Here is a 14,262-nt window from a genome sequence, read left to right as displayed (position 1 = left end):
TCTCACGCGCCAAGTCCAAGCCTGGCAAGACGATCGCAACCGAACGACGAAGGGCGTCGACTGGCAATTCACGACCCAACAAGCCCGCGTGAAACTGCGACGACTCTACCCCCAGCTTTTGGTGTGACAAGGGACTAGCAGGCTGCGGAAGAACCCCTCCCGTCGCCTGGCACGCGTCTTTTCGGCCCACTCTTCGTTGCGAAAGCTTGCTGGGGCTCGCCCCAGCTGCGCTTCCGCGCCTCGATTGGACCGAAAATCCACGCGCCCGGCTCGGTCCGGAGTTCTTCCGCAACCTGCTAGCCGATTGCGAGATCGATCAGCCGCTCCACGAAAGCGGCTGCAACCCAGGAAGCCAGAGGCAGGCCGAACACCAGGGTGAAGCGGCCGAGCTGCGGGAGATCGATTGGCCACTCGGAGAGTTCGTCGATGAGTGCGCGGTAGGCGACGACGTCGGCCAGCTTGCCCGATTCGCCCTGGCTGTCCGAGGACTCGTCCCATGCTCGACGCAAGAGGGTGATGCGCGCGTCGCACGCTTCGAGCTCCAGGTGCTTGGCCTGTCGGATGCGCTCGCGGATGCCTCGCAACGGCATCACCAGCCCGAGGCCGCCGAGCACCGCGATCCCGGCGACGAGGCCCGCGAGGAGGACGGCCAGGCCCACCCCGGCCTCCCGATCCGGGACCAGCAGCAGGAGGAGCGAGATCATGCCGGCACTCACGAACGCGTTCCCCAGGCCCAGCCTGCAGAGGGGCAGCCATCGTCCCGACTCGAGCAGCGGGATCCGGGCCCGCTCTCCGGTCAGGGAAGCCAACTGCCGCGAGAGCCCGACGGCGACGAACATTCCGCTACCCGAGAGGAAGCCGATGAACGCGGCCATCACCCGATGGGAGAGCGTCAGGGTACCAAGGGCACGTAGGTCGAATTCCCGGGTTACGACGGCTTCGGGAAGGAACGCGATGGCGAGAAGGCCGAGCAATCCCAGGGCTCCAGCCTGCACGTATTCGTTACGGTCGACGCACTCGAGTTCGGCGACCCGCTTCTCCAACTCGTCCGTCCCCAGGTCGAGCGCTACCGCCAATTCTCTCAGGCTTCGTTGGGCCAGGCGCACGGTGTACAGGACGGCGGCCGGCAGGTAGGCGAGGATCAAGCAGAGCACCACACCCACTCGGAAATCCTGGCCCAACCACTCCGGAACATCACCGGAGAGCAGCCGGCCGAGAGTTCCGGTCATGGCGAGCAATCCGTGGAGCACGAAGAGCAGGAGAGCGGCCAGGCTCGAGCCCAACGCCAGCGGCTCGAGCGAGAACCGCTCTGCCAGGCGGACGCCAGCCGGCCGGATCGTCTTCTCAGGAGACGGCACTTCCTACTTTCCTGGCGCGCCCTGCAATTCCTTGGCCTCGTCATTCGAGGCCACGTCGCTATGGCATGCCGCCTTGCCGGATTCCGCACTCATGCTGGTGCGGGTCTTCGAGGCCAGTCGGTGCAGCTCCTCCGGGGAGAGCACGCCGCGTTTCTCCAGGATCTCCTTCTGTTCGGCGGAGAGCGCCTGGCTGATCTTCGGCTCGTTCCAGGCGTAGCTCTCTTCCTTGCCACTCACGAACTGGATGATCTCCTTGCTGATCCGCACGGAGCACCAATCGTGGCCGCACATCGCACAGAAGTCGGTATCCACATCGAGATCTTCATCGTGATACGCACGGGCCGTATCCGGATCGAAGGAAAGCTCGAAATGCTTTTGCCAATTCAGCGCGGCGCGGGCCTTGGTCAGTTCGTCGTCGCGATCCCGGGTTCCCGGAATGCCGAGGGCGATATCCGCAGCATGCGCAGCGATCTTGTAGGCGATGCAGCCCTGCTTCACGTCGTCGCGCTTGGGGAGTCCAAGATGCTCCTTCGGTGTCACATAACAAAGCATCGAGGCACCATGGTAGGCGGCGGCCGTAGCGCCGATCGAGCTCGTGATGTGGTCGTAACCCGGGAAGATATCGGTGACGAGAGGGCCCAGTACGTAGAAGGGTGCACCATGACAGAGCCTGCGCTGCAGCTTCATGTTGAATTCGATCTGATCGAAGGGCATATGGCCGGGCCCTTCGATCATCACCTGGCAGCCGTTCCGCCAGGCACGCTCGGTCAGCTCGCCCATGGCCTCCAGCTCGCCTAGCTGGGCCGCATCGCTGGCATCGGCGAGCCCGCCCGGGCGCAAGCCGTCGCCGATCGAGAAGGTCACGTCATAGCGTCTCAGCACGCCGCAGATCTCGTCCCAGAGCGTATTCATGGGGTTCTGCTTGCCGTGGTGGATCATCCACTTCGCCAGCAACGAGCCGCCCCGGGAAACGATGCCGATCAATCGCTTCTGCACCCAAGGGAGGTGCTCCTGCAGCACGCCCGCGTGGATGGTGAAGTAATCGACGCCCTGCTTTGCCTGGTGCTCGAGTTGCTCGAGGATGGTGGCGTCGTCCAGATCTTCGATCCGGCGACCAAGAATCATCGAGTAGATGGGGACCGTACCGATCGGCACCGTGGAATTCTGGATGATGGCCACGCGGGTCTTGTCGAGGTCACCGCCCGTCGAGAGATCCATCACCGTGTCGGCTTGCCAGCGCTCGGCCCAATGCAGCTTCTCGACTTCTTCGCTGGTGTCGCTCGAGATGGGTGAGGCGCCCATGTTCGCGTTGACCTTCGTCTGGCTGGCACGTCCGATCGCCATCGGGTCGAGCTTGTGCTGGAGGTGGATTCGGTTGGCCGGGATGACCATGCGGCCGGCCGCCACTTCGTCGCGTACCGATTCCGGTGTGAGGTGAGGTTCGCGTTCGGCGACCCGCCGCATTTCAGGGGTGACGTTGCCGAGCCGAGCGTGCTCCAGTTGCGTGATGGGTTCGAAACCTTCCGGCGCAACCGCAAAGCCCGTATCCGGATTCCGCACCCAGCCCGACGGCATGAAATCCCAGGCCGTCTTGTCCGAGGGCTCGGGCATGCCGGGAGTATCCGGCGAGCTGAAGGCGCGGACACCGCCGATTTCCGGCGGGTTGGCGAAGCTACCCGGGGTGGTGCCCTGGGCACTCGTAGACGGGTTCTGCCCCAACGGGCGCTGCGGGAAACCGATCATGACGACGCTCCTCTTCCTTGTCTTCCGTTCTTTCTCGGAAGGTTCCTTGGGAAGGTGGCCGGAGAACCGATGCGGTACCCGAGCCTTCCCTACGCTCGCGCGAACGAGATCAGGTTCCAAGGGTTTCTTCTCAGGCCCGCCTTGCAGGCCACCCCCAGGCTCCTCCTCGAACGTAGCAGCTTCCGTCGTCCGGTCGTCGAATCCGTGCCCCAGGGGTTCGCTAGCTTCCGCCCCATGCGTCTGATCGCTCTCGTCCTGGGGCTCTCTCTGGCTCTCGGCTGCCATCGAAACGTCGAGCCCTATGACCCGGGCGAGCAGATCGAGGAACCCGACCTCTCGCGGATCTTCCCCGAAGGTGCCGAGCGCGCGGAGGAGGGTGCTCCTGTGATGCCCCCGACAGCCTCTGCCGCGGCCCCAACCCCGAATGCCGAGCCGCTGCGAGGAATGATCCGTCTGGAAGACGAGTTCGAGAACCGGGTTCCGCCGGGTGCCGTGCTCTTCTTGATCGCTCGAACGGGCCCCGGAGGCCCGCCCACCGCGGTGAAGCGCATTCCCGACCCGAGCTTTCCCCTCGAGTTCGCGCTGGGCCCAGACGATCGCATGATCGAGACGATGCCTTTTGCGGGCCCGTTCAGGCTCACCGTACGGATCGACGCGGATGGCAATGCCATGACCCGCAACCCCGGTGATCTCCAGGGCGAAGCGGAGGGAAGCTTCGCCCCCGGCGCCGAGGGAATCGAATTGCTGATCGACGAGATCCTCTAGCGACGTCTACCGGAACGACGAGGCACTCGACGCGTTCCAGGCCTCTCGAAGAAAGCCTTGGGCCGTACCGTCGATGAGGGCTCCCGGCGATAGGACGGGGTAGAGGGCCGAGAGCGGCCGGATTTCCCAGGGGCTCACCCGTTGGTAGATATCCGCCGGGGACAGCTCGGAAGGATGGGATAGGCCCGCGGCTCCGACGACTTCGGCCAGGGCCTCGAGCGTGGTGGCGTGGAAGCGTTCGACGCGCTTGGCCTTGTCGTCGACATGAAGGGCGTGGGCTAGCCGCCGATCCTGGGTGGCGACACCGACGGGGCAGCGGTTGGTATGGCAACGCTGTGCCTGGATGCAACCGAGCGCCAACATGAACCCGCGGGCAGAGTTCACGGCATCTGCACCGAGCGCAGCTGCGTGGGCCAGGGCGATCGAGGTGACGCGCTTGCCCGAGGCGAATACGCGGATCTTTTCTCGCACGCCGATGCCGACCAGCGCGTTGTTCACCAACACGATGGCCTCGAGGAGTGGCATGCCCATGCGATCCGAGAACTCGATGGGTGCAGCGCCCGTGCCGCCTTCTCCGCCATCGACGGTGATGAAGTCTGGCACCAGGCCGGTTTCGTGGATGGCGCGACAGATGCTCACGAACTCGATTGGCCGCCCGATGGCGAGCTTGAAGCCCACGGGTTTGCCGCCGGCCAGGATGCGCAGCTCGCTGAGGAACTCGAGCAGACCCGTCGGTCCGTCGAACGTAGGATGCCTCGGAGGGGAGATGCAATCCGTCCCCAACTCGACCCCGCGTGCTTCCGCGATCTCCGGTGTGACCTTCTCGCCCGGCAGGATGCCGCCGTGGCCCGGCTTTGCCCCCTGGGAGAGCTTCAACTCGATCATGCGCACGCGTTCGTGGGAGGCTTCCTGGCGAAAACGGTCCGGGTCGAAGCCACCGTCAGCATTGCGGCAACCGAAGTAGCCCGTACCCACCTGCCAGATCAGATCACCACCCGGTTTCTGGTGGTGGCGGCTGATGCCGCCCTCACCGGTGTTGTGAGCGAAGCCGCCGCGTCTTGCCCCCTCGTTCAGCGCCTGAATTGCAGATGCTGAGAGAGAACCGAAGCTCATCGCGGAGATGTTGAAGAACGAGGACGAGTAGGGTTGGGAGCAATCCGGGCCACCCACATCGATCCGTAGCTTGCGAGCTGGATCCGCCAGCGATGGCTTCGTTTCGAGGGAATGGGTCAGCCAGTGGTGGCCCGGCAAGTAGACATCGAGCTCGGTACCGAAGGGCTTCTTGTCCAACAATCCCTTGGAACGCTGGTAGACGAGCGAGCGTTGGTCCCGATTGAAGGGCCGGCCCTCCGTGTTGTGTTCGACGACGTATTGACGAAGTTCGGGCCCAACGTCTTCGAGCAGGAACCGAAGATGGCCTAGCACGGGAAAATTCCGCAGGATGCTGTGCTTGTGCTGGACGAGATCGTGAAGGCCGAGCAGGACGAGTACTGCCACGGGAGCTGTTGCGACGCGAGCCGCGAAGACGTCCAGGCCCCAACCGATGGCGACACAGCCGATCAACAAGGCGGTAAGAATGGGCATCACCAGGCCGCGGATCTGATGGATCATGCTCGTCGTCCTCTCCTGGCAGGCTACGGAAAAACCCCTCCCGTCGCCGGGTACGCGTCTTTTCGGCCCACTCTTCGTTGCGAAAGCTTGCTGGGGCCTGCCCCAGCTGCGCTTCCGCGCCTCGATTGGGCCGAAAATCCACGCACCCGGCTCGGTCCGGAGTTCTTCCGCAACCTGCTAGTCGAGGGCTTCGATCGATTCCCTCGGTCCGGCACAGACGAGGCGGTCACCCGGCTGCAGGACATCATCCGGCCCCGGCACCCGTACCCCGCCCTCCGGCGACCGGATCAGCAATACCTGCACGCCCGCCTGGCTACGCAGGTCGATCTGCTTGAGCGAGTGTCCGTGGTAGCGGCCCGGAGCGAGGATCTCCTTCATGGAATAGCCGCCGCCGAGATCGACCTGATGCACGCGATCCACGACCCCCACGGTCGTCGCCACACCACCGGCAAGATCGCGGCGCATCAGTTCCTGGTTGTAGGCCGCCATGACGTCGCGGCGTGCCACGCTGCCCAGAAGCCGGCTCGAATCGTCACGATCGACGACGCCGATTTCCTCTACCTGCTCGCTCGTCAAGATCTGCATGACGCGATCCAGATCGTCTTCGAGGGTCACGGTCGGACGATCCGTTTCGAGGAGATCGCCTGCGACCACGAGAGCGCGCAGGTGATCTTGCTCGAGGAGTACACGGCGCAGCTCGGAGAAGTAGACCGCACCCAGCAGCTGATCATTCTCGACGACGAAGATCTCCGTGCGGTTCGACTCCACGATCTCCGTGAGGATCTCTTGGAGCCCGGCCGAGGCGCCCAGGATGCAGGGCTCGCGGTCCACGATATCCCTGACGTAGAGGCTCTTCAGAAGGTTCGGATCGTCCTCTTGGTGGAGATTGATCCCGCGTCTGATCAGCTTCATCGTGTAGATCGAATCCCGGGAGAGGAACATCGCGACGAGACTCGAAAGCACGCAGGCGGCCATGACGGGCGGGATGATGTCGATCGTCTGGGTCAGCTCGAAGATGATGATGATCGCGGAGAGCGGTGCATGGGTCGTCGCAGCGACCATGGCTCCCATGGTGATGAGGGCGTAGGCGCCGGATTCGGAGGCCTGGAGTGGATACCACTGAGGGAGCAGCTTGCCGAAGAGCCCGCCGGTCATGGCTCCGAGGAAGAGCGAAGGAGCGAAGATGCCTCCAGAGCCGCCGGAACCGATCGTGATCGACGTGGCGAGGATCTTGATGCCCAGGAGAACACCTAGCATCGTAATCGTGAGGTTTCCCGCGAGTGCATCTCCGATCGTGCTGTAGCCGACTCCGAGGACATGAGGGAAGAAGATGCCCATGGCGCCGATCATCAGGCCTCCGATGGCGGCGCGTGTCCACTCCGGAGTCGGAGAGCGCTCGAAGAGGTCGTCGGTGAAGTAGAGGACCTTGACGAATGCCGTTCCGATGAAGCCCGCCAGCACGCCCACGACCATGCTGGGCATCAGCTCGAGGGGCCCCTGAAGCTCGAACTCTGGAACCACGAATGCGGGGTGGTTGCCGAGCATGTAGCGGGAGGTGACGGTTGCGACCACGGCGCTGATGACGATCGGGCTGAACTGTGTGACGGCGAAGTCGCCGACGATCACTTCGACTGCGAAGAGGGCTCCGGCGATCGGTGCGTTGAACGTGGCTGCGATCCCAGCCGCGGCTCCGCAACCGACGATCGTTCTGAGCTGACGCGCGGGAACCTGCAGGAGTTGGCCGATCGCCGAGCCGATCGCCGAACCGATCTGGACGATGGGACCCTCACGCCCGACGGAACCTCCGGAGCCGATCGAGATCGCCGATGCGAGCGTCTTGACTGCGACGATGCGCGGGCGGATCACGCCACCGCGCAGTGCCACGGCTTGCATCACCTCGGGGACGCCGTGGCCCTTCGCTTCCCGGGCGAAGAAATACACGAGGGGCCCGACGATCAAGCCACCAATGGCCGGGATCAAGAGCAGGACGTGAGGCGCCAGGGTCTGGGCGATGGCCCGCGGATCGCCGGCGTCGGCCAGGAGCCCTTCTTCGAGGACGGCGGCGACTCCGTCGAAGCCGCCGAAGAAGAGGCCCTGGAAGAGCCGGATCAACAACCGGAAGACGACCGCGCCGAACGCCCCCGCAATGCCGCAGGCGATGGCGACCATCACCATGAAGAGCTGGCCGCCGCGGCGTCCACCTCTCTTGTCGATGTTGATTGTTGCGGCAGCCATGCGGCGCGATCGTACTGCAATGGGCTACCGCTGCTAACTTGCGGCGATGTCTTCGCAGAAGCCCCCGGCGGGGCTCCGACCCTGGCCCGAGCTCGGCAGAGAACACCTCGCCGATTGCAGGGTCTTCCAGGTGGGGCGCAGCTGGGTACGCGTGCCCGGCGGCGGCTCCCATCCCTTCTACCGGATCGATGCGGACTCCTGGGTGAATGTCGTGCCGGTTACGGCGTCCGGTGAGATCGTCATGATTCGCCAGTTCCGCCACGGCTCCCGGAGCTTCACGCTCGAGATTCCGGGCGGCGTGGTGGACCCTGGCGAAGGGCCCGAGCAGGCGGCTGGCCGCGAGCTCGAGGAGGAAACCGGGTATCGCGCCGGCTCCTTACGCCTGCTCGGCGACTTGAATCCGAACCCCGCGCTCTTCGGCAATCGGGTCTTCACGTATGCAGCCGAGGGCTGCCAACGCGTCGGCGAAATCGAGAACCCCGGAATGGAGGAGACGGTGGTCGAACTCGTACCCCGAGCCGAACTCCCGGAGCGCGTCCGCCGAGGCGAGATCGATCACGCCCTGGTGGTCGCCGCACTGCACTTCTGGAGCCTCGACCCGGCGGCCTCCTGACCCTGTGACGCCGCTTCGCTTCTCGTGGCGGATTGCGGGGTGGGGGGCGGCCATCGCGGAATGGCTCGGCTGGGGCCTGGGAGGCCGCGTTCGGCCTGGACGCGGGTTCGCTTACGCGGCTTTCGCCGCGAGCGAACGTGCGCACGCTTACCTGAGGAGATGCCTGCGCTTTGTTTCCGCGATGACCGCCCCCACCCCGCAATCCGCCGTGATGGCGAACGGGGGCTCTCGTGATCGGCCGCGCTGGCGATCGGAACCACTTCGCCCGGCCTGTGCCCAGCCCCGGCGACTCGAGCCCCTCGCAAGAGAAGCGAAGCGGCCCCACGCTGGGTGATTCACCCCAGTGTGGGTGGCGTCAGCCAGCCTTCAGGAACCCGGTCGGCCTTCCGATCGATTCACCAGCGGGCGCCTATACTGATAGACGCAGCAGGGGGTGTATGTGGCCGGGCTGCCGCTGTTCTCGATCCTGAACGAGGATGGAAGCTGTGAGGAAGCCTATCGCGGGCTCCTCACGGATGAGGAGGTCCGCCAGGCGCTCGACGCGATGATCCTCAACCGGATCCTTGATCGGCGGCTGTTGATGCTGCAGCGCCAGGGCCGGCTCGCCTTCTGGATGACGAGCCGCGGCGAAGAAGCGACGATCCTCGGCTCGGCCGCCTCGTTGCTTCCCGACGATCCGATCTTCCTCTCCTACCGCGAACTCGGCTGCCTGCTCTGGCGAAGAATCCCGCTTCCGCTGATTTTCAATCAGCTGATCGGCAACAGCCGCGATCTCTGCCTCGGCCGCCAGATGCCCGTCCACTACTGCTACAAGGAATGGGCGATCCCTTCGGTTTCGTCGCCGGTGGGAACACAGCTGCCCCACGCCTGTGGTTTCGGGTATGCCGCGAAGATGCGTGGCACCGGTCAGGTCGCCCTGGCGTTCTGCGGTGAGGGCACCGCCTCCGAGGGTGATTTCCATACGGCGCTCAACTTCGCAGGCGTCTTCGCGACCCCGACGATCTTCGTGATCCGGAACAACGGATACGCGATCTCCACACCGGAATCCTCACAGACGGCGGCCGAGAGTCTGGCGATTCGTGCCGAGGGCTACGGGATGCCGGGCTTCCAGGTGGACGGAAACGATCTTCTCGCTGTCGCAAAAGTGTTAGGCGAAGCCGTCGCCCGAGCGCGATCGGGGGGTGGGCCGACGCTGGTCGAGGCAATGACCTACCGCATGGGGCCCCACTCCACCGCCGACGATCCCAGTGCCTACCGTTCGGATGACGAAGCGGCTGAGTGGAATCGTCTCGATCCCTACGAACGGCTCAAATCCCATGGCATCTGGCGAGGCGTCTGGAGTGAGGAGGAAGAGGCTACGACCCGGGCCACCTGGGACGAGCGCGTCGTTTCCACGCTTGCGGAGTGCGAACGGCACCCGCCGCCCCGCATCGAAAGCCTCTTCGAGGGTGTGCTCGAGACCGTTTCTCCCCAACTCGAGGCGCAGCGCGACGCCTACCTTGCGGCTCACCGACGTCGTCAGCAGGACGAGTTCGAGGTGCCCTAGGAATGGCGGAAACTGGCAGCCTCAACATGATCCAGGCCCTCGGCAATGCACTGGACCACTATCTGGAGCGCGACGAGACGGCTGTCGTGCTTGGCGAAGATGTCGGCGGGTTCGGCGGCGTTTTCCGGGTGACTGCCGGGTTGCAGGAGAAATACGGTTCGGATCGGGTATTCGATACGCCGCTGGCCGAAGCTGGCATCGTCGGCATGGCCATCGGCATGGGCCTGGGAGGGCTTCGGCCGATCGTCGAGATCCAGTTTGCCGATTTCATCTTTCCGGCATTCGACCAGATCGTCAATGAACTGGCCAAGTACCGCTACCGGAGCGGGGGCCAGTATGCACCGCGGGTCATGATTCGCACGCCCTACGGCGGCGGAATTCGCGGTGGGCATTATCACTCCCAGAGCCCGGAGGCCTATTTCGCACACACGCCCGGGCTGCGCGTGGTGGTGCCGTCAGGCCCCTACGAGGCGAAGGGTCTGCTGCTCGGTGCGCTCGAGTGTGCGGATCCGGTGATCTTTCTGGAGCCGAAGCGCATCTATCGGGCGGCCAAAGGAGAGATCCCTCTCGACTACTACACGCTTCCTCTCGAGCGTGCGCAGCTCGTTCGGAAGGGCGAGGACATCACCTTGGTTGCGTGGGGCGCCATGCTTCATACCTGCCAGGAAGCGGTCGCCCTTGCCGAGGGTGAGGGCTACGACGTCGAGCTGATCGATCTGCAGAGCATCGTGCCCTACGACCTTCATACACTCGTGCGTTCCGTGACGAAGACCGGGCGCATGGTCGTCGTGCACGAGGCGCCGATGACCTGCGGCTTCGGTGCAGAACTCGTGGCGGCGGTACAGGCCGAGGCGTTCGATCATCTGCGTGCGCCGCTTCTGCGTATCACCGGCTTCGACACTCCATTCCCCTACTCCCTCGAGGATCACTATCTCCCGAGCGCCGAGCGCATCCTGCGCGGCCTCGTCGAAACGATCGAGTACTAGCGATGTACAGCTTCAGACTTCCGGATATCGGCGAAGGTGTGGTCGAGGCCGAGGTGGTCGCGTGGAGGGTTGCGGTTGGCGACGTGGTCGAGCTCGACCAGATCCTCGTCGAGTTGATGACGGACAAGGCCAATGTGGAGATTCCGTCTCCAGCTGCAGGGAAGGTGACCAGTCTGCCGTATGCGGAAGGCGACATCGTGCCCGTGGGCGAGGTCCTGATCGAGATCGACGACGGCGGGGTCGCATCGGCTTCGGAACGGAAACCCGCGTCGACTCCTGCCGCAGCTCCGAAGTCGGAACCGGAGCGGGACGCGGCGCCGATTTCGGAACGAGGGGCGGCGCCGGTTCCGGTCGCTCCCGAATCTTCCGCTGCAGCGCGGGGGCCGAGTGCTCCCCCTTCCATGCCGTCGCGACCGGTTGGCAACCAACGTGCGACTGCCGGCCACGCAGCGGGAGGCGCTCGTGCGGTTCCCGCTGTCCGGGCCCTCGCTGAGCGGTTGGGGATCGACCTGGCGAGTATCTCCGGGAGTGGGCCGGGTGGCAGGACTATGCGGCGCGATGTCGAAGCCGCTGCATCCCGTCCCGCAAAGACGAATGAACCCACGAAGGGAAGTGAAGCGATAGGTTCAACGGGGAAGAAACGAGCCGCTCCAGCGAACGAGCGCGTTGATCCCAGCGATTGGCAACGCCAGCCCCTGCGAGGAATCCGCCGCGCAATCGCGCGACATATGCAGGAGGCAAGGCGTCGCGCCGCCCACTTCACGTACGTGGAAGAGCTCGACATCACGGACTTGATGGCGCAGCGTGCGCAGCTTTCTCCCGATCTCTCACCGCTGGCCTTCATCGCCGGCGCGGTGCTGCGGGCCCTGCCGTCCTACCCGGAGCTCAACGCCAGCATTGATGATGATCGCGACGAAATCATCCTCAAGAGTCGAATCCATCTTGGGATTGCGGCGGCCGCCAACGGCGGACTCGTTGTTCCGGTGATCTCGAATGCCCAGCTTCTGGATACGCGGAGCCTCTCGGAACAAATCACGGGCCTGGCCGAACGGGCCCGCGATGGAACGCTCGTGCCCGCCCAGTTGCGCGGCGGAACATTCACCATTTCGTCTCTGGGCAAGCTCGGCGGAATCGTTTCGACGCCCATCGTCAATCACCCAGAGGTCGCGATCCTGGGAGTGAACGCGATTCGCCGCTTGCCGCGGTACATCGGCGATACGCTGCAGCCGAGAGACATGATGAACCTCTCGATCAGCGTCGACCATCGCATCACCGACGGTCAGGAAGCTGCGCTCTTCGTGCGCGATCTGGCCAGGATCCTGGAGAAGGCCGACTTCCCGGATGTCTTCGGTCACGGAGCGGGGACGGAGGAGAAGACATGAGCGAAGCCGCGTTTCACGAGCTGAAGCTAGGCGAGAGGATTCGCCGCTTACGAGAGGATCGCTCACTCGAAGTCGCGAGTGTCGCGGAGAAGACCGGAATCGCCGAGGAGCAGCTGATCGCCTTCGAGGCGGATACCGCGACCCCGGCGGTCGGCGATCTGGCGCGCCTCGCGAGTTGCCTGGAGGTCAGCGTTGGCCATTTCTTCCAGACCACTCTGCCCGAAAAACGGATCGAAGTGGTGAGAGCAGATCAACGCTGGAGCGTGCAGGCCGGAGGAGACACCGCCGCGGGGCTCGGCTACCGGTACCAGGCACTCTCCCACGGCCTGACCGAGAAGCTCATGGCGCCTTTTCTCGTGGAAGTGCCCCCGGGCCAGGAGCGTCCGCTCGAGCCAAGCAGTCATGAGGGTGAGGAGTTCATGTTCGTGCTTGCGGGCCAGCTGGAAGTCGAGGTCGGTGGCGACATCCATCAGCTCGGTCCGGGCGACGCAATCTACTACGACTCGCGGCTTCCGCATACGCTGCGTTCACTCGAAGGCAGTACGGTCAAGTTGTTGGCCTGCATCGCCCAGGCGCGTCGGGCCGGCACGGAGAATCCGATCGGGAGGGCCTATCGATGAGCAAGGACCGCGAGCGGGAACGACGGATTGGCGGTCGTCAGCTGCGGCCCGAATCGTTGATGATGAGCTATGGCTACGATCCGACGCTCTCCGAGGGCGCGCTCAAGAGCCCCATCTTCCAGACGTCGACCTTCGTTTTTGAGAACGCCGAGGCGGGCAAGGCTTTCTTCGAGGTGGCTTACGGCTTGCGCGAGCCCGATTCGGACGAAGAGCCGGGGCTCATCTACAGTCGGCTCAACAATCCTGATCTCGAGATCCTCGAGGAACGCCTGGCACTCTGGGACGAAGCGGAGCAGGGCGCGGTTTTCGTGAGCGGCATGGCGGCCATCGCGACGAGCCTTCTGGCCTACGCTCGTCCCGGCGATGTCATCGTGCATAGCGGCCCGCTCTACGGGGGTACGGATCACCTCCTTCGCAAGGTGCTACCCGGGTTCGGCATTCGCGCGATCGGTTTTCCGGCGGGTGTGCCTGTGGAAGAGCTGGCATCGGAGCTGCGCGAGAAGATCGCCGGCGAGAGGGTTGCCGCAGTCATCATCGAGACCCCGGCCAACCCGACCAACGCATTGGTCGATATCCAGGGCATCGGTGCGCTGGTCAAGGCTGATTCGCCGGATGCCATCGTGATGGTCGACAACACCTTCCTGGGTCCGCTCTGGCAACATCCGCTTCAGCACGGCGCGGATCTCGTCCTGTATTCCGCCACCAAGTTCATCGGCGGCCACAGCGACGTGATCGCGGGCGCCGCTCTCGGCTCTCGCAACGTGCTCGGACCGATTCGCAGCCTTCGGACGTTCCTTGGCACTCTGGCGGGCCCTTGGAGCGGTTGGCTCCTGCTGCGTAGCCTCGAGACGCTCTCCCTGCGCATGCAGGCCCAGGCCCGCGGTGCCCAGGATGTTGCAGCCTTCCTGATCGAGCACCCGAAGGTACGCGCGATCCACTACCTGGGTACGACTCAAGCCGACGACCCGATGGCCGCGGTCTACTACAGCCAATGCCGCTCAGCGGGCTCGGTGATCTCTTTCGACATTCACGGCGGCGAAAAGGAAGCCTTCCGTTTCTTGAATGCACTCCAGCTCGTGAAGCTGGCTGTGAGCCTCGGCGGAACCGAATCCCTCGCCGAACACCCGGCCAGCATGACCCACGCAGATGTAGCGCCGGAGCAACAACGCAGTCTTGGAATCGGTGCGGGAATGGTCCGTCTCTCCGTTGGCATCGAGAACCCGGGCGACCTGATCGCCGACCTCGAGCAAGCATTGGACCACGTCTAACACCTATCAGGCCCCCGGTTGTCAACAGGCAGTGACGTCCCCTGACGCCTGCCCTCTTGGAGCAGCGTTGTTTCTTGGGCGCGTCGTTCCTCCCTCGTCTCCGACTTTCGTTTCTCTCTTCGGGTTCCAGGCTCT

General features: G+C 64.4%; 11 protein-coding genes and 1 riboswitch. Of the genes, 7 read left to right on the top strand and 4 right to left on the bottom strand.

Going from position 1 to position 14,262, the window contains the following annotated elements; all coding sequences use genetic code 11:
- Positions 1-296 precede the first annotated feature (296 nt).
- Together GY937_21245 and thiC are read right to left on the bottom strand one after the other, a co-directional pair.
- On the bottom strand, positions 297-1,358 hold the full coding sequence (locus tag GY937_21245) for a hypothetical protein (protein ID MCP5059239.1): 1,062 nt from the start codon (positions 1,356-1,358) through the stop codon (positions 297-299).
- Between the two features lie 3 nt (positions 1,359-1,361).
- Complete coding sequence (thiC, locus tag GY937_21240; protein ID MCP5059238.1) at positions 1,362-2,867, bottom strand: phosphomethylpyrimidine synthase ThiC; 1,506 nt, start codon at positions 2,865-2,867, stop codon at positions 1,362-1,364.
- A 303-nt stretch (positions 2,868-3,170) separates the two neighbouring features.
- A riboswitch (TPP riboswitch) is annotated at positions 3,171-3,267 on the bottom strand.
- 68 nt (positions 3,268-3,335) lie between these two features.
- Here thiC and GY937_21235 point away from each other — a divergent pair.
- Entirely contained in the window at positions 3,336-3,866 is a 531-nt protein-coding gene (locus GY937_21235; GenBank protein ID MCP5059237.1) for a hypothetical protein, read from the top strand.
- Between the two features lie 6 nt (positions 3,867-3,872).
- Here the strand turns inward: GY937_21235 and GY937_21230 are convergent, their stop codons facing one another.
- Both GY937_21230 and GY937_21225 read right to left on the bottom strand, forming a co-directional pair.
- Positions 3,873-5,450: an FMN-binding glutamate synthase family protein gene (locus GY937_21230; GenBank protein ID MCP5059236.1), complete on the bottom strand. Its 1,578-nt coding sequence runs from the start codon at positions 5,448-5,450 to the stop codon at positions 3,873-3,875.
- Between the two features lie 204 nt (positions 5,451-5,654).
- Positions 5,655-7,712: a chloride channel protein gene (locus GY937_21225; GenBank protein ID MCP5059235.1), complete on the bottom strand. Its 2,058-nt coding sequence runs from the start codon at positions 7,710-7,712 to the stop codon at positions 5,655-5,657.
- Positions 7,713-7,758: 46 nt separating this feature from the next.
- On the opposite strand from GY937_21225, the gene GY937_21220 reads away from it, so the two are divergent.
- The 6 genes from GY937_21220 to GY937_21195 all read left to right on the top strand — a co-directional run bounded on the left by GY937_21220 (position 7,759) and on the right by GY937_21195 (position 14,127).
- The gene (locus GY937_21220) at positions 7,759-8,325 is read left to right on the top strand and encodes an NUDIX hydrolase (GenBank protein MCP5059234.1); all 567 of its coding nucleotides are present in this window, start codon (positions 7,759-7,761) and stop codon (positions 8,323-8,325) included.
- A 439-nt stretch (positions 8,326-8,764) separates the two neighbouring features.
- Positions 8,765-9,871: a thiamine pyrophosphate-dependent dehydrogenase E1 component subunit alpha gene (locus GY937_21215; protein MCP5059233.1), complete on the top strand. Its 1,107-nt coding sequence runs from the start codon at positions 8,765-8,767 to the stop codon at positions 9,869-9,871.
- Positions 9,872-9,873: 2 nt separating this feature from the next.
- The gene (locus tag GY937_21210; GenBank protein ID MCP5059232.1) at positions 9,874-10,857 is read left to right on the top strand and encodes an alpha-ketoacid dehydrogenase subunit beta; all 984 of its coding nucleotides are present in this window, start codon (positions 9,874-9,876) and stop codon (positions 10,855-10,857) included.
- Positions 10,858-10,859: 2 nt separating this feature from the next.
- Complete coding sequence (locus GY937_21205) at positions 10,860-12,239, top strand: 2-oxo acid dehydrogenase subunit E2 (GenBank protein ID MCP5059231.1); 1,380 nt, start codon at positions 10,860-10,862, stop codon at positions 12,237-12,239.
- Complete coding sequence (locus GY937_21200) at positions 12,236-12,859, top strand: cupin domain-containing protein (protein MCP5059230.1); 624 nt, start codon at positions 12,236-12,238, stop codon at positions 12,857-12,859. Before GY937_21205 ends, GY937_21200 begins: the two co-directional genes overlap by 4 nt.
- Complete coding sequence (locus tag GY937_21195; GenBank protein ID MCP5059229.1) at positions 12,856-14,127, top strand: cystathionine gamma-synthase family protein; 1,272 nt, start codon at positions 12,856-12,858, stop codon at positions 14,125-14,127. The genes GY937_21200 and GY937_21195 overlap by 4 nt, the downstream gene beginning before the upstream one ends.
- The last annotated feature ends 135 nt before the right edge of the window (positions 14,128-14,262 follow it).

It is taken from the genome of bacterium, from assembly GCA_024228115.1.
Taxonomy (GTDB): Bacteria; Myxococcota_A; UBA9160; order UBA9160; family UBA6930.
This window is presented reverse-complemented; position numbering and strand designations above follow the sequence as displayed.

Excerpts from the sequence above, each read along its gene's own strand:
- GY937_21235 (MCP5059237.1), top strand. The coding sequence starts at position 3,336 with ATGCGTCTGATCGCTCTCGTCCTGGGGCTCTCTCTGGCTCTCGGCTGC.
- GY937_21230 (MCP5059236.1), bottom strand. The coding sequence starts at position 5,450 with ATGCCCATTCTTACCGCCTTGTTGATCGGCTGTGTCGCCATCGGTTGG.
- GY937_21225 (MCP5059235.1), bottom strand. The coding sequence starts at position 7,712 with ATGGCTGCCGCAACAATCAACATCGACAAGAGAGGTGGACGCCGCGGC.
- GY937_21220 (MCP5059234.1), top strand. The coding sequence starts at position 7,759 with ATGTCTTCGCAGAAGCCCCCGGCGGGGCTCCGACCCTGGCCCGAGCTC.
- GY937_21210 (MCP5059232.1), top strand. The coding sequence starts at position 9,874 with ATGGCGGAAACTGGCAGCCTCAACATGATCCAGGCCCTCGGCAATGCA.
- GY937_21205 (MCP5059231.1), top strand. The coding sequence starts at position 10,860 with ATGTACAGCTTCAGACTTCCGGATATCGGCGAAGGTGTGGTCGAGGCC.
- GY937_21200 (MCP5059230.1), top strand. The coding sequence starts at position 12,236 with ATGAGCGAAGCCGCGTTTCACGAGCTGAAGCTAGGCGAGAGGATTCGC.
- GY937_21195 (MCP5059229.1), top strand. The coding sequence starts at position 12,856 with ATGAGCAAGGACCGCGAGCGGGAACGACGGATTGGCGGTCGTCAGCTG.